20 protein-coding genes are annotated in these 17943 nt (G+C 42.5%); 12 read left to right on the top strand and 8 right to left on the bottom strand.

The features are described from left to right. The first annotated feature begins 96 nt into the window (after window positions 1-96). The 3 genes from folE to OFN91_RS03710 all read left to right on the top strand — a co-directional run bounded on the left by folE (window position 97) and on the right by OFN91_RS03710 (window position 2987). Window positions 97-681 carry a GTP cyclohydrolase I FolE gene (gene folE / locus OFN91_RS03700; protein WP_270862978.1) on the top strand — a complete coding sequence of 195 codons (585 nt, stop codon included), beginning with the start codon at window positions 97-99 and terminating at the stop codon, window positions 679-681. Between the two features lie 103 nt (window positions 682-784). After that, window positions 785-1975 carry a NifS family cysteine desulfurase gene (locus OFN91_RS03705; RefSeq protein WP_270873327.1) on the top strand — a complete coding sequence of 397 codons (1191 nt, stop codon included), beginning with the start codon at window positions 785-787 and terminating at the stop codon, window positions 1973-1975. Between the two features lie 10 nt (window positions 1976-1985). Continuing rightward, window positions 1986-2987: an iron-sulfur cluster assembly scaffold protein gene (locus OFN91_RS03710; RefSeq protein WP_270864737.1), complete on the top strand. Its 1002-nt coding sequence runs from the start codon at window positions 1986-1988 to the stop codon at window positions 2985-2987. 137 nt (window positions 2988-3124) lie between these two features. On the opposite strand, the gene OFN91_RS03715 is transcribed toward OFN91_RS03710, so the two are convergent. The 7 genes from OFN91_RS03715 to OFN91_RS03745 all read right to left on the bottom strand — a co-directional run bounded on the left by OFN91_RS03715 (window position 3125) and on the right by OFN91_RS03745 (window position 9466). Continuing rightward, window positions 3125-3802 (bottom strand): DUF6557 family protein, encoded by a 678-nt coding sequence (locus tag OFN91_RS03715; protein WP_270873328.1) that lies wholly within the window; start codon window positions 3800-3802, stop codon window positions 3125-3127. Further along, the gene (hisIE, locus tag OFN91_RS03720; RefSeq protein ID WP_270873329.1) at window positions 3802-4611 is read right to left on the bottom strand and encodes a bifunctional phosphoribosyl-AMP cyclohydrolase/phosphoribosyl-ATP diphosphatase HisIE; all 810 of its coding nucleotides are present in this window, start codon (window positions 4609-4611) and stop codon (window positions 3802-3804) included. The genes OFN91_RS03715 and hisIE overlap by 1 nt, the downstream gene beginning before the upstream one ends. 63 nt (window positions 4612-4674) lie before the next feature. Beyond that, window positions 4675-5757 (bottom strand): SPFH domain-containing protein, encoded by a 1083-nt coding sequence (locus OFN91_RS03725; RefSeq protein ID WP_270858517.1) that lies wholly within the window; start codon window positions 5755-5757, stop codon window positions 4675-4677. Between the two features lie 8 nt (window positions 5758-5765). Beyond that, window positions 5766-6692 (bottom strand): branched-chain amino acid transaminase, encoded by a 927-nt coding sequence (locus OFN91_RS03730; protein WP_270868536.1) that lies wholly within the window; start codon window positions 6690-6692, stop codon window positions 5766-5768. Between the two features lie 479 nt (window positions 6693-7171). Further along, a complete protein-coding gene (locus OFN91_RS03735) occupies window positions 7172-8146 on the bottom strand; it encodes a phospholipase A (protein WP_270873330.1) in 975 nt (324 codons plus the stop codon). After that, complete coding sequence (gene mobA / locus OFN91_RS03740) at window positions 8136-8687, bottom strand: molybdenum cofactor guanylyltransferase (protein WP_270873331.1); 552 nt, start codon at window positions 8685-8687, stop codon at window positions 8136-8138. The genes OFN91_RS03735 and mobA overlap by 11 nt, the downstream gene beginning before the upstream one ends. Before the next feature lie 2 nt (window positions 8688-8689). Next, the gene (locus OFN91_RS03745) at window positions 8690-9466 is read right to left on the bottom strand and encodes a hypothetical protein (protein WP_270865789.1); all 777 of its coding nucleotides are present in this window, start codon (window positions 9464-9466) and stop codon (window positions 8690-8692) included. Between the two features lie 161 nt (window positions 9467-9627). On the opposite strand from OFN91_RS03745, the gene OFN91_RS03750 reads away from it, so the two are divergent. From OFN91_RS03750 to OFN91_RS03790, 9 genes are all read left to right on the top strand, one after another. Next, window positions 9628-9969, top strand: coding sequence for a formate hydrogenlyase maturation HycH family protein (locus OFN91_RS03750; RefSeq protein WP_270873332.1), 342 nt, complete (start codon window positions 9628-9630; stop codon window positions 9967-9969). After that, window positions 9966-10424 carry a hydrogenase maturation protease gene (locus tag OFN91_RS03755; RefSeq protein WP_270873333.1) on the top strand — a complete coding sequence of 153 codons (459 nt, stop codon included), beginning with the start codon at window positions 9966-9968 and terminating at the stop codon, window positions 10422-10424. The genes OFN91_RS03750 and OFN91_RS03755 overlap by 4 nt, the downstream gene beginning before the upstream one ends. An 86-nt stretch (window positions 10425-10510) precedes the next feature. Continuing rightward, complete coding sequence (locus OFN91_RS03760; RefSeq protein ID WP_270873334.1) at window positions 10511-11398, top strand: aldo/keto reductase; 888 nt, start codon at window positions 10511-10513, stop codon at window positions 11396-11398. Between the two features lie 10 nt (window positions 11399-11408). After that, window positions 11409-12518 (top strand): carboxymuconolactone decarboxylase family protein, encoded by a 1110-nt coding sequence (locus OFN91_RS03765; protein WP_270873335.1) that lies wholly within the window; start codon window positions 11409-11411, stop codon window positions 12516-12518. A gap of 196 nt (window positions 12519-12714) precedes the next feature. Continuing rightward, complete coding sequence (locus OFN91_RS03770) at window positions 12715-13266, top strand: flavin reductase family protein (protein WP_270873336.1); 552 nt, start codon at window positions 12715-12717, stop codon at window positions 13264-13266. Between the two features lie 25 nt (window positions 13267-13291). Then, entirely contained in the window at window positions 13292-13915 is a 624-nt protein-coding gene (locus OFN91_RS03775) for a flavodoxin family protein (protein ID WP_270873337.1), read from the top strand. Between the two features lie 33 nt (window positions 13916-13948). Further along, on the top strand, window positions 13949-15247 hold the full coding sequence (locus OFN91_RS03780) for an NTP/NDP exchange transporter (RefSeq protein WP_270873338.1): 1299 nt from the start codon (window positions 13949-13951) through the stop codon (window positions 15245-15247). A 39-nt stretch (window positions 15248-15286) separates the two neighbouring features. Then, window positions 15287-16273, top strand: coding sequence for an alpha/beta hydrolase (locus tag OFN91_RS03785; protein WP_270873339.1), 987 nt, complete (start codon window positions 15287-15289; stop codon window positions 16271-16273). A gap of 11 nt (window positions 16274-16284) precedes the next feature. Further along, window positions 16285-17286, top strand: coding sequence for an aldo/keto reductase (locus tag OFN91_RS03790; protein WP_270873340.1), 1002 nt, complete (start codon window positions 16285-16287; stop codon window positions 17284-17286). Between the two features lie 52 nt (window positions 17287-17338). On the opposite strand, the gene OFN91_RS03795 is transcribed toward OFN91_RS03790, so the two are convergent. Next, on the bottom strand, window positions 17339-17803 hold the full coding sequence (locus OFN91_RS03795; RefSeq protein ID WP_270873341.1) for a hypothetical protein: 465 nt from the start codon (window positions 17801-17803) through the stop codon (window positions 17339-17341). Between the last annotated feature and the right edge of the window lie 140 nt (window positions 17804-17943).

Consider the following 17943-nt stretch of genomic DNA (forward strand, 5'->3'; position numbering starts at 1 on the left):
CAAATTTTATTGTTTGGGGCTAAATTTTGCTTTTAAATTTTAGCGTTATAAAAGGGGAGTTTAAGTAATATGCGCGAAAAATTTTAAAGGAAAAATATGGACGAAAAAAGCAGGGAAGAATTCGCTTCTTGTGTCGCTAAAATGCTAACTCTACTTGGCGAAGACCCTAAGCGCGAAGGGCTAATAAAAACGCCAATGCGTGTGGCAAAAGCGTATGAATTTCTTACTAGCGGATACGAGCAAGACCCCAAAGATGTGCTAAATGACGCGCTTTTTGAGAGCTCAAATAACGAAATGGTGCTTATTAAGGATATTGAATTTTACAGCCTTTGCGAACACCACCTTTTGCCTATTATTGGGCGGGCGCATGTGGCGTATATACCTAATAAAAAGGTCGTTGGACTATCCAAAATTCCGCGTATGGTAAATATTTTCGCACGAAGATTACAAATCCAAGAACAACTCACCGAACAAATCGCAAATGCGCTTCAAGAGGTCATCAAGCCCCTTGGCGTGGGCGTCGTAATCCAAGCCCGCCACATGTGTATGGAAATGCGTGGCGTGCAAAAAATCAACTCCACCACGACAACTTCGGCTTTGCGTGGGCTATTTATCAGCCGAAACGACACCAGAAAAGAGTTTTTTGATTTGATAAATTCGCCAAAAACATTTGGATTTTAGCGTTGGTAAGTTAAGGTGAAATTTAGTCTAATGATTATATTATCAAACTAGCTTTCAAAAGATTAAATATATCTCATTAATAAAAATTTAAGAAAGGAAATTTATGGAGCGTGTTTATTTAGACAATAACGCTACAACTATGGTCGATCCCGAAGTTTTCGAGGCGATGAAGCCATATTTTTGTGAAAAATTTGGAAACCCAAATTCACTGCATAGCTTCGGTAGCGAAACCCACCCAGCTCTAAGGCGGGCTATGGACGAGCTATACGAGGGGATCGGCGCAGCAGATGCGGACGATATCGTCATCACAAGCTGTGCGACAGAGAGCAACAACTGGGTTTTAAAAGGTATTTATTACGACAAAATTTTATCAGGCGAAAAGGACAACATCATAATCAGCTCTGTCGAGCACCCAGCTATTAGCGCGACCTGTGAGTTTTTGGAGCGAGTGTGCGGGGTGAAAATCATTAGGCTAGGCGTGGATAGCAATGGCTTAATCAGCCTAGATGAACTAAGAGAGAAAATCAACGATAAAACAGCCCTTGTTAGCGTAATGTGGGCAAACAACGAAACAGGCACGATTTTCCCTGTAAAGCAAATCGCAGATATCGCGCACGAATTTGGCGCACTTTATCATACAGACGCTGTGCAAGCAATGGGAAAAATCCCTGTAAATGTGCGCGCAGCAGGCGTGGATTTTTTAAGCCTTTCTGGACATAAATTTCACGCTCCAAAGGGCGTTGGCGCACTATATATCAAAAATAGCAAACCACTTACTAGCCTGCTTCATGGTGGCGAACACATGGGCGGTCGCAGATCTGGCACGCTAAATGTCGCTAGCATAGTGGGCCTTGGCAAGGCAATGGAGTTAGCGAATAAATTTATGGCTTTTGAAAATTCGCATGTCAAAAGGCTACGCGATAAATTAGAGGACGCTTTGCTTGAAATTCCACATGTCTATGTCGTGGGAGAGCGCGAAATTCGCGTGCCAAATACGATTTTAGCCTCGATTCAAGGCGTAGAGGGCGAGGCTATGCTTTGGGATTTAAACAAAGCTGGAATCGCCGCTAGCACGGGCTCAGCATGCGCTAGCGAAGCACTAGAAAATAACCCAATCATGGAAGCAATCGGCGCAGATAAAGAGCTAGCTCACACAGCGCTTCGCTTATCTCTTTCTCGCTTTAATACAGAGGCCGAGATTGATTATGCCATAGAGCATATCAGCAAGGCAATCACCAGACTTCGCGGTATTTCTAGCACATTTGCTTACGCCCCACAAGGTTATCAAAAATAAGGATTTAAAAATGGCAAAAAACGATTTAATAAATGGTTCGATTTGGGAGCAATACTCAAACAAGGTTCAAGATCGCATGAACAACCCTAAATTTATGGGCGAAATCACAGAGGAAGAAGCTGCTGCGCGCGGCGCGAAGCTAATCGTGGCTGATTTTGGCGCAGAGAGCTGTGGGGACGCTGTGAGATTATACTGGCTCATCGACCCTGCTACTGACATTATCATCGACGCTAAATTTAAAAGCTTTGGCTGTGGTACGGCGATTGCTAGTAGCGACACTATGGCGGCGCTTTGTATCGGCAAAACCGTCGATCAAGCTGTAAAGATTACAAATTTAGATGTCGAGCGCGATATGCGCGACACCCCTGACGAGCCGGCTGTCCCACCACAAAAAATGCACTGCTCGGTAATGGCGTATGATGTCATCAAAGCAGCTGCGGCAAAATACAAAGGCATAGATCCTGAGCATTTCGAAGATGAGATTATCGTGTGCGAGTGCGCTAGGGTAAGCCTTGGCACGATAAAAGAGGTAATTAAGCTAAATGATTTAAAAACCGTCGAGCAAATCACACAATACACAAAGGCTGGCGCGTTTTGTAAATCTTGCATTAGGCCCGGCGGACACGAGGCTAGGGAGTATTATTTAGAGGATATTTTAGCTCAAACAAGAGAGGAAATGGAGCTAGAAAAACTCCAAGCCCAAGCCGGTGCGTGTGCTAGCTCTGGCACGGCGCCAGAGGCGAAACTAAGCTTTGAAGAGCTAAATTTAATCGGCAAATTTAAAGCGGTCGAGGCGATACTTGATAGCGATATCCGCCCAATGCTTCAAATGGACGGCGGAAATCTCGATGTCATCGACATCAAACCAAGCGATGACGGCAAAACTGACATTTATATTCGCTATTTGGGTGCGTGCTCGGGTTGCGCTAGTGGCGCAGGCGCGACGCTATATGCGATCGAGGCGGTTTTGAAGGATAATTTAAGCGAAAATATCCGCGTAATGCCGATTTGATGATACGCAGGCTAAATTTGGACTTTTGCTTCAAATTTAGCCGAATTTTAAATTTCATAAAATATAAGTAAAATTTTACCCAATCTGTCATTTCGAGGAAGTGTCGCTAAATCTCATTTCTAAAATTCGGCGCAGTATTATTCGCTCTGCACTAGGCTCGCTTTTAAAAGTTCGAGTTCTTTATCGCGCATGTATTTTAAATACTCAAATTTCGCCTTTATAACGGCATTTGAGAGCTCATCTGCCCTCTCATCGCGCTCTTTTTCTTTGATTCCAAATTTAGCCCTAAACTCGTCATCGGTAATAACCTTGCCCTCTTCTACCTCTTTTATCGCCTTTTTAAGGCGTTTGTTCGCTTTTTTGACACCCTTACTATCATAGCCAAAAAATGACGCCTCATAGAGTATCTCAGCCATTAGGGGATAAATATTTTCGCGCGTAAGCTCTAAATCCGCGACCAAAAAGCCCATAATTTCAGCCTGTTTGCAATACTCGTAGGCATAGCCTGGCACCTCCGCCCCGTCTTTCCCAAGCTCGTCAATATGAATCAAATCAAAGCAAACCTCAGGAAAATCGTCCTCGCCGATATATTTATGAGCTATGAAAACAGCTTTATGCTCTGTCTGTTTAGGCTTGATATGGCGAAGTTTTTTGATAAATTTCCGCAGTCTCTCCTCGCCTAGCTCTCTAACCTGCGCCACACTTAGGCTTTGCACCTTATCTAGGTCGGCTAGATTGATAGGATATTTGTAAAAATACTCTTTGATTAGTCGCTCGGTTTTTAGTTTTTTGAGCCATTTTTGCACGCTTTTCATCAATTTTGCCCTCTTGAATTTTTCTCCTCTATCCCGCTGATACCCTCACGGCGTGCAAGCTCGCGCAAAATCGTCTCAGGGTGGATTCCATGATCCCCCAAAGCTACAAGCATGTGAAAAATAATATCCGCGCCCTCGTAAATCGCGTCGTATTCTGGCTCGCCCGCTCTATGCTCGCCAAATTGCGCGCGCTGGCTACTTGGCGCAGATTTTGCACGGGTTAGGTCTTTGCATGCAAGCGCGAACTCGCACGCCTCTTCGGCGATTTTTTTAAGATAGCTATTTTCGCCCTTTTTATAGAGGCTTGCGACATACGATTTCGCGGGATCTGCGTTAAATTTCCTATCCAAGCAAACATGGTAAATTTCATCTAAAATATCATAAGGCGAAATTTTGCGCGCAGTTTTAGGCGCAGTATTTCCACCGCCCAAATTTTGCAAATTTTGCTCCAAATTTTGCGAATTTTGCGCCAAATTTGCCAAATTCTCGCCAAATTTTACTTCGTTAAAAAAACAGCTCTTAGCCCCCGTATGGCACGCCGCGCCGCCCTTTTGCTCGACTTTGAGTAGCAGTGTGTCATTATCGCAGTCTAAAAACGCAGATTTTATGATTTGCTCGTTGCCGCTTGCTTCGCCCTTTTTCCAAATACGATTTTTCGTGCGCGAAAAATAGTGCGCCAGCCCCGTTTCTAGCGAAAGCGCAAGCGCCTCTTCGTTCATATAGCCAAGCATCAAAACAGCCCCGTCGCTGTAATCTTGCACCACCACTGGGAGCAAGCCAGCGACCTTTTGCCAATCAACCTTAATCATAAAATCTCCGTTTTTGATAAATTTACGCGATTTTGCAATCCCAGGAAAGGATTGCAAAATTTATTATTCGCTAATCGCCGATTGTTGCGGTTTGTTTTTGGTATCAACCCAGATATTTGGCACCGCACCGCCTGGGGTTAGGAAAATCTGCGCGTCTTTGTTTTCACGCAAAGCCTCGTTGAATTTCGCCTGAGTTTCGATTTGCTTTAAATTTAGCAAATTTTGATTTAGGCTTTTTGCGATTTCGGTGTTTGCATACGCCTGTGCGTCAGCCTCGATTTTCACGGCGTCCGCCTTGCCTTGGGCTTCGATTTTTACAGCATCAGCGTTACCTTTGGCAAGGGCTGCTTTTTTAAGAGCCTCTTGGTTAGCGCGCTCAACCTCGTATTTGGTGCGCTCTGCCTCTTGTTTAGCGATTTGCACGCGCTCGATTTGCTCTTTGATTTTTGGCGGTAGGATTATCTCGCGAAGCTGCACGGCTCTTAGCTCCACAGGCGAGTTTGAAAGAGCATCGATATTCGAGCGGATCCCTTGATCGATCGCCTTAGCGATTTCCTCGCGTTTGGTCGGAAGCTCTTCTGCTGGATAGTTTCCGATGACGCTACGCACGACATCTTTGACGCGAGGATCGATGATTTTATCCTCCCATAAAAGTCCCCACTCCGCAATTGTCGCAGGCGCGGTGCTTTCGTTTAGTTTATACTGCACGGTGATATCCACGCTTACTGGCAGGTTACGAGAGTCTAGCACTGAAAGCGAATTTTTGCGGATGATTCCACCGATACTTCCGCCACTTGCCCTGCTTGTAGCCATATCCTCGTTGCTAGTGTAGTTGATGATACGCACACGGGTGTCGATGACAAAGATATCTTGGATAAACGGCACGAAAAAGTGGATTCCAGCACCTAGTGGTGTTGGGTCATATTTTCCCAAATTTGATTTAACTCCAACCTCGCCAGATTGGATTGTCACAAACGGTTTTGCGATGATAAAAAGCGCGATAATAGCGATTAAAAAGTAGAAAAATCCGCCGAATTTAAAGCCGCCTAAATTCTGCAAATTTGGCCCCTTAAAGCTAAATCCACCATTTTCGTTGCCACCATTTTTTTTATTTTTGTTGAAATAATCATTTAAATCTGCCGGCATAATTATCCTTATTTGATATATGTGAGCCAGTGCTCAAATTTAGGGTCTTTGCCAGTAACGACCGCGAAATACGCTTTTTGCAATTTGCTTGTGATCTCGCCCATTTCGCCCTTGCCGATAATGCGTCCGTCGATATTGCTAATCGGCGTAACCTCAGCAGCTGTGCCTGTGAAAAACGCCTCATCAGCCGCATAGACTTGATCGCGTGAAATGCGTTGGCGAAGGACTTTTATACCCAAACTCTCGGCGATTTGGATAACTGAGTTTTGAGTGATTGACTCCAAGCTAGTATCGTTTGGCGGAGTGATTAGTGCGCCGTCTTTTACGATAAACAAGCATTCCCCTGGACCTTCTGCCACAAATCCTTGCGGATCAAGTAGTAGCGCCTCATCGTATCCAGCATCGACTGCTTCGAAGTTTGCCATTTGTGAGTTGAAATAATTCGCACTCGCTTTTGCCTTTGCCATCATTGAGTGTTGAGCAGGTTTCGCCCAAGATGAAATTTTGACCTTAATGCCCGCTCTTAGGGCTTCCTCGCCCATATACGCGCCCCATTGCCACGCAGCTACGACTGTATCGACTGGGACATCTTTTAGTGAAACGCCCATAGAGCCGTATCCTAGGTAGATTAGCGGGCGGATATAGACGGTTTGATCGAAGTCATTTTTGGCTACGACATCGATTTGCGCCTGACGCAACTCATCGAAGCTATAAGGGGTTTTGATTAGGCAGAGTTTGGCTGAAACTAAAAGTCTTTTTGTGTGCTCATCAAGGCGAAAAATCGCATAACCCTTGTCTGTCTTGTAGGCTCTTACGCCCTCAAATACTGCGTTGCCATAGTGAAGCGAGTGGGTTAAAACATGCGTTGTAGCCTCAGCCCATGGGATTAGCGAGCCGTTTTTCCAAATTAAATTTGCCGGTTGAACCTTTGCCATTTTACATCCTTTTTTGAAATTTAAACCTGTGATTTTATCTAAAATTTTATAAATTTTGACTTTTCAAAATTTGGGCTTTTTTAAATTTGTTTAATCTGTCATTGCGAGCTTTCGTAGAAAGCGAAGCAATCTACGAGTTTTAAATTCCTTGCGCTAAATTTGCTGTCATTGCGAGCGAGTGTAACGAGCGAAGCAATCCAGGGAAATTTAAATTCAAAATTCTACTTAAATTTAGCATTGAACGATTTTTTAAATTTAACCTGCGCCGTGAAATTCTCTGTAAGGGGGAAGGGGGCTTGAATTGCGAGGTCGCGCCCCTTCCCCCTTATAAACCCCCAACCCCCGACGACGCTTTACAAGGTGGCTGAATTTAGAAAAACTTCGTTTTTCTAAATTCAGCTGGTTTTATTTAACTGAAATGCTTCGCATTTCTTGCAATGACAAATTATACAAAATTCAAGGTCAGTATTTGGCGCAATTTAAAATTCCACAAATGAGACGCCAAGGCCGATTTTATCGACACTTTTTTTATAATCCGCTAGGCTCTCAGCGTATCCGCTAAAATACCTAAAATACCCATAAAGCCCGCTGTTAAATAGCGGAAATATAAAATCAAGCTCGATTGCACCGCGATTTTGCGAGTTTAAGCGCAGATTGTTGCGCCATTTGGCCATGACTTTGTGTCGCCCGAAGCTATACGAAGCGCGCAAATCCCCATAGCCCATATACTCGCTAATGTCCTTGTTGCGCTGATCTAGCCCGAAAGCATACCAAAGTCTCGGCGTGATTTCAAAGCCCCCAAACCTCCACGAACTTTGCGCGTAAAGATGATTGATTGAGCGCGAATCCGCCCCGTCCTTGCCGTTTGATTCGTGCAAAACGCCAAGTTTTAGCTCGTCGGCAAAGCCCAGCTCCAAACTCATAAAAAGCTCTGGCTTGTAGTTATTTTCCCTAAATGGCGCGCTATCGGCGGTGATTTGCCACCACGAATTTTGCGTGTAAGCAAAGGAAATTTTCTCGCCAAAGCCAAAATAATCATAGCTTATAGGCCGTTCGAAACTAAACGCAAAGTGCGCTTCGTTGGGGCTACGACCCTCTTTTTTATGATGATCGTGAGTAAAGAGAGCATAAATTGGCTCGTAATATTTAATGCCCAAAAATTCGCTAAAATTTTGTTTTTTGCTTGGTTTTGGCGTGGAATTCAAGTCTAAATTCGCTAAATTTTGCTTTTTCGGATACTGCGCCGAAATTTCATTTGAATTTGACGCTAAATTTGGCTTTGAAATTCCGCTTGAATTTTGCGCGCTAGTGTTTGCAAGGGCTAATTTTTTATAATAAATCATAGCGTTTTTATAATCGCCCTTTACCTCAAAATCCCTAGCTTTCGCCAAAATTTCGCTATCATCTGCGCACAAAACGCTAAATAGCGCCAAAAATAAAATTTTAGTTTTCAACTTTTTCTAAATCGCTTTCGTAATTGATATTTAAAAACTGCGCTTTGTCTTTAAATTTTAAAATTTCACTGTCACAAGAAGTAATAAATTCGCCGATTTTATGGTTGTTTTCGCGGTAAAATTTCAGCGCACGCTCCGCCAAATCTCCGTTAAAAAATCCGCATAAATTATGCGTTTTTTCGCCATCGCTTGCAAGCGAAATCTCAGCCCTGCTCTCCCAAAGCGCGCGGATTGCCTCTTCGCTCACAAATGGCGTATCAGCAGGCACAATGAAAACCCTTTCCCCAGCAAACCCCTTTAACGCCGAATACAGCGCACCCATAGGCGAAAAATCCTTAAAATCATCTTTTATCAAAGGAAGTGCGGGGCTAAATTTTTGCGATTTTGCGCAGACAAAAACCTGCGAAAAAATGCGAGAATACCTTTTAAAACAAAAATGCGTCATGCTAGGCTCGCCCAAAAATGGCTCTACTGCCTTATCTCTGCCAAAGCGAGAGCTTTTGCCACCGCACAAAATCACGCAAAATCTAGGCTCGCCCAAGCCTATCCTTCTTGCATATATTTTGCCTTGCCAAGTGCGTTATTTCCGATGAAATGATACAGGCTTGGGGCTTGAAGTTTGGCTAGTTTTGGGTATTTTTGCCTTAGTGTTTTCCAGATATCATAGACCCTCATGCCGCTTTTATACAAGCTCATAATCTCGTCGAAATGCTCATCATACAGGCTTGGTTTTTTAAGAAGCGAAATTTTGCGCCCCATATCGAGTTTGGCGTTGGTTTCTATAAACTCATGGATTTGCGCCTCTGTGATTTTGGTAAAATCCTCAGGGTATTTCTCTCTCATTACTCGCAAAATATCTTTGTCAGAAATGCCCTTGAAATGGAGCTTTTTAAGCTCAAATTTATACGCTTGCAAAAGCTCATTTTTGCTCTTTGCGATTGCGCGAATTTTGTTTTTTTCGTCCTTACAATTCGTAGCTATGAAGTGCGTTAGCCCCGAAGCGCTCACAGATTTTTTAAACTCCGCGTCCTTCTCGCCGATATGGGCTAAAATCGCTTTGACCGTGTATCCCCTTGAAACCAGCTCCTCGATATCTTTCGCGTATGGAGCATAGTCGAATTTCGCGCGCGAAAACCCGGTTTGCGCGGTGATTTTTTTGTAAATTTTCGTATATTGCGACTTGTTAATATAATTTTTTTTCAGGGCTTTTCGAAGCTCTGCGCTAATCGCGCTAAAATCATCATACGACGCAATACTTGTAATCAAATCAGATTCATTTACGACACTGCCATCTACTACAACAATACTTACAACCTTCATACCGCCCTCCTTAAAATTTGTCCTAAAAGCCTTTTGCTTTTAAGTGAAAGATTATACTACTTTTATAGCAAATAAAGGGCAAAATTTTGGATTTTTTTAAATTTTAATAATTAAGAATTTATCTGTATAATTTCGCAAAATTTCAAATTTAAGGCAGGATTATGATAGAGGTTTGGAAGCTGACAAAACGCCATGTAGATGAGCCAGAGCGTGCTCCAAAATTTAGGGATATCACCATTTTTACGAGCCTTGGGCATGGGGTTGGCACGATTGATTTTAGCGAGAAGATTTGCGAATTTAGCGAAAATGAGTGGGAAGAGATACTAAGCGCGGGCGATGAATACGCGAAATTTAAGCTAGGAAATATCGCTACGATAAATGAAATCGAAATTTTCCCAGAACACGCCATAAAACTTTTTCAAAGCCTTGAAAATTCGGCTTTGGGTGAGTTTTTAAAGGATTTAGATGAGGGTTATTTAACGCTTAGGAAAGTTTTTAGATGAAAAAAGCGATTTTGTGCGTAGGAAACGAGCTTCGTGGCGATGACGGCGTTGGCATAGAAGTCGGTAAAATCGCCATGCGCGAGCTTCCTGGCTGGAAGGTGTTTTTTGGCGGGGACATGCCAGAAAACGAATTTTCCAAAATCAGAGCTTACGCGCCAGAAATCTTAGTCGCTGTCGATGCAATCGGCGTGATAATGGACGAAAACGCCAAATTTGAGTGCGAATTCGTGGATTTAAGCGATGATGTGAGTTATTTTTACAGCGCACACAATATCCCAGCGTGCGTGTGGATCAAATACCTGCGCGAATTTATCCCAAAAATACTATTTTTAGGCATTAAGGTTGATTTGCTAAATTTGGGCGAATTTTCCTCCGCGCTCTCGCAAACAGCCAAAACTGGCGCACTTCTTGCAATCGAAAAAATCAAAGAATTAGACAAAAATTTGCAGGATTAGGCAAGGGATTTGGAGGATTGTTCTACCAAAATCCACCCCAAATTTGGTAAAATTTCTGCGAATTTAACCTCTCGCAAGGAAATTTTATGCAAAGACGAAGTTTTTTGAAAAATTCTGTAATTTTTGGCGCAGGCGTGATTGTGAGCGCAAATTCGCTTTTTGCAAACAAGGGGGCAAAAATGCAAAATTTAGTTCCAAATTTCACTTTAAATAACGGCAGGGAAATCCCTATTTTAGGATACGGAACTTGGGATATTCGTGGCAGGGACGGGCTTAGAGCCATAGAAAATGCCCTAGAAGCGGGCTACCGCCACATTGACTCGGCGCAGTATTACCGCAACGAAGATATCGTAGGCGAGGCTGTGCGAAATAGCGGTATCGCTAGAAGCGAAATTTTCGTAACTTCAAAGCTTCAATGGGGCGCAAATGTAGGCTTTGAGGGCGCAAAGAGGGCAGTTTATGAAAGCCTAGACGCGCTTAAATTTGATTATATCGATTTGTATCTAATCCACGCTCCTTATGGCGATATTAAGGGCATTTGGTCTGGGTTTTGCGAGCTAGTCGAAAAGGGGCTAATAAAATCAATCGGCGTTAGCAATTTTAGCGTGGATTTAGTGCGAGAGCTTTGTGATGAATTTGCTATAAAACCTGTGCTTAATCAAATCGAACTCCACCCTTTCAAACAGCAAATTCGTGCGCAAAACGGGCTTGATAAGCTGGGTGTCGCCACGCAAGCTTATTCGCCTTTTGGCTCAGGTAGTTCTAAAATTTTAAAAAACGAAACGCTTCAAAAAATCGGCGAGAAATACGGCAAAACGGCAGCACAAGTGATTTTAAGGTGGCAAATCCAAAGAAATATCATCACTATCCCAAAAACTGCGACAAAGTCCCGTATGATCGAAAATATAAGCATTTTTGATTTTAATTTAAGCGATGATGATATGGCACAAATCGCAAATCTTGAAAAATTGTAAAGGAGAGAGTATGTTTTTTAAAAAATCAATCTTAACACTAGCCATAACTTCGCTATTTTGCGGGGTTTGCATGGCAAATGAAACGGGAGGAAATATGCAAATTTTACAAAGCGAAATCAAAAATTTAAACCAAAAAGAGCTAAATTTAACCAAAATTTCAGCGTTTTTGGCTAGTTCAAATTTAAGCGAGTTAAAAAACGCCGTAAATTTTGCCCTCGATAATGGCATGAGCGTAGCCGAAATCAAGGATACAATGGCGCAACTTTATGCGTATTGTGGCTTTCCAAAAGCCCTAAATGGGCTTGGTGTTTTAAGCGTTTCGCTTAAAGAGCGCGAAAAAATTGGCTTAAAAACCACGCAAGGCACGGAAAATAAAATCATAGAGAAAAATTTAAATAGCCTTGAAATCGGCTCTAAAACACAAACCGATTTAGTAGGCGGTAAAGTCGATTTAAGCGCACTTAGCGCAGATGTGGATTATTATTTGAAGGCGCATTTATTTGGCGATATTTTTGCGAGCGAGATTTTTTCGTGGAAGGAGCGCGAGATCATCACGGTCGCAGCATTAGCGGCGATGAGTGGCACCGAGCCACAAAGGGACGCTCACATAAAAATCGCTAAACTAAACGGCGTTAGCGACGCGCAAATTAATGAGATTTTAGAAATTTCAAATTCGGCTAAATTTGGCAATCCTAGTGCCATGAGCAAGGACGAATTCGCCAAAATTAGCCCATTTGGCGTGGGCGAACTAAACAGCGCGTATGCGAAGTATTTCAGCGGAAACAGCTACCTAAACGCTATTTCGACCCAACAGGTCAAAATGTATAATGTGGTCTTTGAGCCAAGCTGCCGCAACAACTGGCATATCCACCACGCCAAAAGCGGTGGCGGTCAAATTTTAATCGCCACAGCAGGTCGCGGATACTACCAAGAATGGGGCAAGGAAGCCGTGGAAATGAAACCAGGTGATGTCATAAATATACCAGCTGGCGTCAAACACTGGCACGGCGCAGCAAAGGATAGCTGGTTTGCGCATATCGCCGTCGAAGTCGAGGGCGTGGAAGCTAGCAACGAGTGGTTAGAACCTGTAAGCGACGAGCAGTATGGAAAGCTAAGATAAATTTATAGTGCTGGATTTGCTTTGCAAATTCTCGCAATCATGAAAATAAAAAAAATCTAAGGCGAAGTATTTTGAGATGATTTTTTGTGTTTTGGAGCAGTTGCGACCAAGACGCACTTTATCGTGCGTCGCAAGGAAGCAACTGCGAACAATCGCAAAAAAGCACTCAAAAGACAAGCCGTCAAAGGAGCAAAAAATGGCAATTATTAATGTCGATATTCAAAAATCCTACCACATTTTAAACCACGGTGCTACGACGATAGTCTCGGCTGAATTTGACGGAGTGGCAAACGCTATGGCGGTTACTTGGGCGTGTCCGCTTGATTACGACAAAGTTACAATAGTGCCGCACAATGGCTCATTTACACGCACTCTCATCGAAAAAAGTGGATATTTTGCCGTGCAAATCCCCGTTGCCACGCAAAAAGATCTGCTTTTAAATTTGGGCGATGAAAACAATTCTCGCTTTGACAATCCGCATAAAATGGACGGCGTGGAGCTGTTTTATAAAGATGACTTCAAAGTCCCGCTAGTCGCAGGTTGCGCTGCATGGATTATTTGCAAAGTTATCCCAGAGCCTCACAACGAGCAGACTTACGACCTTTTTATCGGACAGGTTGTGGCAGCTTATGGCGACGATAGGGTTTTTGACGGCAGCCACTGGCATTTTAATGAAGTGGGCGATGAGCTAAAAACGCTCCATTATGTCGCAGGGAAAAAATTTTATCTTGACGGCAAGGGCGTGTGAAATTTAGTAAATTTAAGGAGCAAATATGTCAAAAATTTTACTCATAAACGGCAGTCCGAACAAAAACGGAAGCACAAATTTGGCTCTTAGCGAAATCGCAAAAGAGCTTGAAAACAACGGCGTTCAAAGCGAAATTTTATACCTTGGCAAAAAGGCGATAAATGATTGCATTGCCTGTTTTTCTTGTGCTAAAACTGGGCGTTGTGCCATAAAAGACGATCCGGTAAATGACATAATCCAAAGACTTGATGAATTTGACGGCATTGTGGCTGGAAGCCCTGTTTATTACGCTGGACCCACAGCTAGAATTCAGGCGTTTTTGACAAGGCTTTTTTTCGTGGGCGGAAATAAATTTAGCGGTAAAATCGGCGCAAGTGTCCTTATAGCTAGGCGTGGCGGGGCTAGTGCGAGTTTTGATAGACTAAATAAATTTTTTACGATTGCAAATATGTTTTTGGCTGGTTCGCAGTATTGGAACGAAGCCCACGCCATGACACCTGATGACCTTCCAAAGGACGAAGAAGGCTTGCAGACCATGCGAACACTAGCCAAAAATATCGCTTGGTTTGTCAAAAACAAAGAATTTGCCAAAAACGCCGTTGCTATGCCTGAGTATGAAGAGCAAATTTTGACAAATTTCATTAGGTAAATGCGCAAAAATTTATCGTAGGCAAATTTTAAAATGAATAAGGCGAAATTTAAAGAGAAATTTTACTCGGTTTTTGAGATAAAGCGCGAAGAATTCAAGCTTTTGCTTTACAGCGCGTTTTTTATTTTTTCGCTTTTTTGCTCGTATGCGCTACTCCGCCCGATTCGCGATGCGCTTGGGATTCACGGCGGAAGCGACGAGCTAAAATGGCTATTTTTAGGCACTTTTATCGCTACGATTGTTTGCTCGTTTGTGGCTATGTGGCTAAGTGGGGCTATTAGGCGCAAACTCTACACCGACGCCATTTTTATCTTTTTTGCCCTAAATTTGCTAGGTTTTTTTGTCGCTATGCGATTTATTGACGCCCAAAGCCCCGCATTTGCCACGCTTTGTAGGGTTTTTTACATTTGGGTTAGCGTTTTTAATCTCTTCGTCATAAGCTTGGCTTGGAGCGTCCTAGCAGATGTTTTTAGCAAAGAAACTAGCAAATCAATGTTTGGCATAATCAGCGCGGGAGCGAGTTTAGGCGGGATTGCAGGGGCTAGTTTGGTTAGCTTTTTGCGAGAAGTTTCGACGCAAAATTTCATATTTTTATCGGCGTTTTTGCTACTTTTTGCCTTGATTTTAAAAAATTTAATCATAAAAGAGGGGCTAAATTTGCTCCAAAACGAGAGCGAAAAAGCAAATTTCACTCAAAAATTCAGCACTCCACTACCTAGCAAAAATCCGCTTGATGGCTTTAAAATCATCTTAAAATCGCCCTATTTGCTATCTTTTGTAGGCTTTGTTTTATTGCTTACAAGCGTTAGCACATTTTTATACATGGAACAAGCTAGGATTGTGCGAGCCGTCTTTGATACCCGCGAAGCCAGAGCCGCAGCTTTTGCAAATATCGATCTCATCGTGCAAAGCGCTAGTTTTTTTATACAAATTTTCCTAACGGCAAAAATCGCTAAATTTTTTGGCATAAAGTGGCTTTTGGCTCTGCTTGGATTTGTGATTGCGCTCGGATTTATTATGCTAAGCTTCACACACCCCGCATTTTGGGGTATTGCGCTTGTGATGAGCCTGCGTAGAATCGGCGAATACGCCCTTGTAAAACCAGCTCGCGAAATGCTTTTTGTCCCGCTTGATAGCGAAAGCAAATACAAGGTCAAAAACTTCCTTGACACGGTCGTTTATCGCGGCGGAGACGCGCTCTCATCGCAGATCAAGGGCATAGCACTAGCTAAATTTGGCGTGAGTGGAGTTTTGATTTTAGGCGCAATAATTTCGTTTGTTTGGGGAATTTTGGGTCTGAATTTAAGTAAAAAATATGAGAAATTAAAATAAAATTTGCAGAATTAGGCAAAATTTAATGAAAGGAAAAATATGAAAAAAATAAATAAATTTTCGCTTTTTTGTGTGAGCGTGGCTGTGGCACTAAGCCTAGCAGGGTGCGCCAAACAGGGGGCAACTCCCCAAAATTCAGGGCTGAAATTCGAAAATAGCGCGAAGCAAGAGTATATGGCAGCGCAAATGGATAAATTTTTTAACCCTGATAAAAACGCGCCAAAGCCTGCGCCATTTAGTGCGCCTAGCGGTTGGGAGCACAGCGAGATAATGAGTGGCGAGCTAAAAATCGAAAAATTAGCAAATTTGAAATCAAACTCAAATTTAACCATATTGCAACTCCACGGCGGCGGTTATGTGGGCGGACTAAACGATAGATACCGAAATTTCGCCCTAAAACACGCTTCGGTTACGGGCGCGAAGGAAATTTATATGCTAAATTACCGCCTTGCGCCTAAATTTACATACCCTGCCGCGCTAGACGATGCATTTAGCGCGTATGAATATCTTCTTGCTAACGGCGTAAAGCCCGAAAATATCGCAATCATCGGCGATAGTGCTGGGGGAAATTTAGCCCTTGCATTAAGCCTGTATCTAAAAGAAAAAAATGTCGCGCAACCCCGCCTTATGGTGCTAATCTCGCCATGGACAGATATGAGTATGGCTTTGGCTTCCAAAAAAGACAACGCCAAAAAAGACGCTGTTTTGGGCGAGAAAAACAAATTTCTCTACAAAGAAATCATCACTCCGCCAAGCTATGCTAAAAATTTCGATCTCAAAGATCCGCGCCTTTCGCCATTATACGCCGATTTGAGCGACTTGCCACCAATGCTAATCCAAGTGGGCGCATACGAACTATTAGCCGATGACGGCGTCGAACTCGCGCGCAGACTAGCCAAAGCTAACGGTGAGTTTAGCCTGAGCGTGTATAGCGGTATGCCACACGATTTCGCGCTTGTGATGCCAGAGCTTTGGGAGAGCGAGAGCTCGTTTATCGAAATCAAAGACTTTATAAACAGATATTAAAAGGAGAGATTATGAAATACACAAATTTAGGGCAAACCGACATTAAAATTTCGCAAATTTGCCTTGGTTGTATGGGTTTTGGCAGACCAAATCCAAACTTTCTTACTTGGACTGACGGGGACGAGAAAACCTGCGAAAAGGTCGTAGCAAGGGCATTGGAGCTTGGTATAAACTATTTTGATACTGCAAATGTCTATACCAACGGCGATTCTGAGATTTATCTAGGCAAGGCGCTTCGAAATTTAGGCGTCAAACGCGAAGATGTCGTAATTGAAACTAAGGTATTTTTCAACGAAGGCAAACTAAGCAAAACGGCAATCATGCGTGAAATCGAAGGCTCACTAAAACGCCTAAATATGGACTATGTCGATGTGTATATGATACATCGCTTCGACTACGACCACGAAATTTTTGAAATTATGAGTGCTTTGCACGAATTAGTAAAAGCCGGAAAAGTCCGTGCGCTAGGGGCTAGTGCGATGTATGGTTATCAGTTTTTTAACATGCAACTATGCGCCGAGCGTGAAAATTTGACCAAATTTAGCGTTATGCAAAATCATTATAGCCTGATTTATAGGGAAGATGAGCGGGATTTGATCCCCGTGTGTAGGCAGTTTGGCACAAGTATCGCGCCGTATAGCCCACTAGCTGGCGGTCATCTAGCTCACACTTCGTGGGACGGATATTCAAAGCGAGTAAATGAAGACAAGGTTTTGCGCGTAAAATACGATGAATTTAAAGAAAGCGATCTTAAAATCATCGCTAGGATTGATGAAGTAGCAAAAAATCGCGGCGTAAATATGGCGCAAATCGCTTTATCTTGGCACTTTGCTAAGGGTGTGGATAGCCCTGTGCTTGGAGCAATCAAAACAGAGCATTTAGACGACTGGGCAAAAAGCCTTGAAATCAGCCTTGATGAGAGTGAGATCAAATACCTTGAAGAGCTGTATGTCCCGCACAAAGTGGTAGGCGCTATCAATAAAGGCGGACCGGAACGAATCGAGCGAAAATAAAATTTGCAGGATTAGGCAAGGAATTTACTTAGGCAAAATCGCCTAAGTAAATTCATAACGCATTGTATCCACTAAACGCTAGAACTTCCACTTTGTCATTTTCAATTATTATTGATATTGCAAAATTCCGTCTTTTGATAACGCCTTTAAAAAATGCACTTGTGCGTTCGCTTTGCGAATTTACGCTAAAACCTTGTGATTTTAGATAATCTAAATTTTGTGATTTTATGGTTTGTATAACTTGTGGTTTTAGATATTTTGTGATATTTCCGTCTGAATTCGAGATTTTTTTAGCCAAAATTATTTCACCCACCAAATAGCTTGGCTCTTTAAAAGCATAATTATAAAATTTCACACCAACAAAAGGTAAGACAATGAAAACAAAAATCAAAGCAAAACCAACCATTTGCCTTTTGGTTTTTTTATCTTGTTTGAAATAAAAATACAAAGAAAAGAGAAAGAAAATAGCACTTATGGGATAGTATAAGATTGCAAAAAAATTACCACTCAGTTGCATAAAAACGGCATAAAAAAATGAAATCAAACATAGCAAAAGTGCCAAAAATCCAAAAAATTTACGCAAATTTAACCACATTATAAACCTTTTTTATATCCATTTTTATGAATTTAATTTCAAAATTATATAAAATTTAAGAT

The sequence above is a fragment of the Campylobacter sp. JMF_08 NE1 genome (genome assembly GCF_027737875.1).
GTDB lineage: Bacteria > Campylobacterota > Campylobacteria > Campylobacterales > Campylobacteraceae > Campylobacter_B.

Bases quoted from the DNA above. Each gene is read 5' to 3' on its own strand.
- OFN91_RS03705 (WP_270873327.1), top strand. From the start codon at position 785: ATGGAGCGTGTTTATTTAGACAATAACGCTACAACTATGGTCGATCCC.
- OFN91_RS03775 (WP_270873337.1), top strand. From the start codon at position 13,292: ATGTCAAAAATTTTACTCATAAACGGCAGTCCGAACAAAAACGGAAGC.
- OFN91_RS03795 (WP_270873341.1), bottom strand. From the start codon at position 17,803: ATGCAACTGAGTGGTAATTTTTTTGCAATCTTATACTATCCCATAAGT.
- OFN91_RS03755 (WP_270873333.1), top strand. From the start codon at position 9,966: ATGAAAAAAGCGATTTTGTGCGTAGGAAACGAGCTTCGTGGCGATGAC.
- hisIE (WP_270873329.1), bottom strand. From the start codon at position 4,611: ATGATTAAGGTTGATTGGCAAAAGGTCGCTGGCTTGCTCCCAGTGGTG.
- OFN91_RS03750 (WP_270873332.1), top strand. From the start codon at position 9,628: ATGATAGAGGTTTGGAAGCTGACAAAACGCCATGTAGATGAGCCAGAG.
- folE (WP_270862978.1), top strand. From the start codon at position 97: ATGGACGAAAAAAGCAGGGAAGAATTCGCTTCTTGTGTCGCTAAAATG.
- OFN91_RS03780 (WP_270873338.1), top strand. From the start codon at position 13,949: ATGAATAAGGCGAAATTTAAAGAGAAATTTTACTCGGTTTTTGAGATA.
- OFN91_RS03785 (WP_270873339.1), top strand. From the start codon at position 15,287: ATGAAAAAAATAAATAAATTTTCGCTTTTTTGTGTGAGCGTGGCTGTG.
- OFN91_RS03790 (WP_270873340.1), top strand. From the start codon at position 16,285: ATGAAATACACAAATTTAGGGCAAACCGACATTAAAATTTCGCAAATT.
- OFN91_RS03710 (WP_270864737.1), top strand. From the start codon at position 1,986: ATGGCAAAAAACGATTTAATAAATGGTTCGATTTGGGAGCAATACTCA.
- OFN91_RS03725 (WP_270858517.1), bottom strand. From the start codon at position 5,757: ATGCCGGCAGATTTAAATGATTATTTCAACAAAAATAAAAAAAATGGT.
- OFN91_RS03770 (WP_270873336.1), top strand. From the start codon at position 12,715: ATGGCAATTATTAATGTCGATATTCAAAAATCCTACCACATTTTAAAC.
- OFN91_RS03765 (WP_270873335.1), top strand. From the start codon at position 11,409: ATGTTTTTTAAAAAATCAATCTTAACACTAGCCATAACTTCGCTATTT.
- OFN91_RS03715 (WP_270873328.1), bottom strand. From the start codon at position 3,802: ATGAAAAGCGTGCAAAAATGGCTCAAAAAACTAAAAACCGAGCGACTA.
- OFN91_RS03730 (WP_270868536.1), bottom strand. From the start codon at position 6,692: ATGGCAAAGGTTCAACCGGCAAATTTAATTTGGAAAAACGGCTCGCTA.
- OFN91_RS03760 (WP_270873334.1), top strand. From the start codon at position 10,511: ATGCAAAGACGAAGTTTTTTGAAAAATTCTGTAATTTTTGGCGCAGGC.
- OFN91_RS03745 (WP_270865789.1), bottom strand. From the start codon at position 9,466: ATGAAGGTTGTAAGTATTGTTGTAGTAGATGGCAGTGTCGTAAATGAA.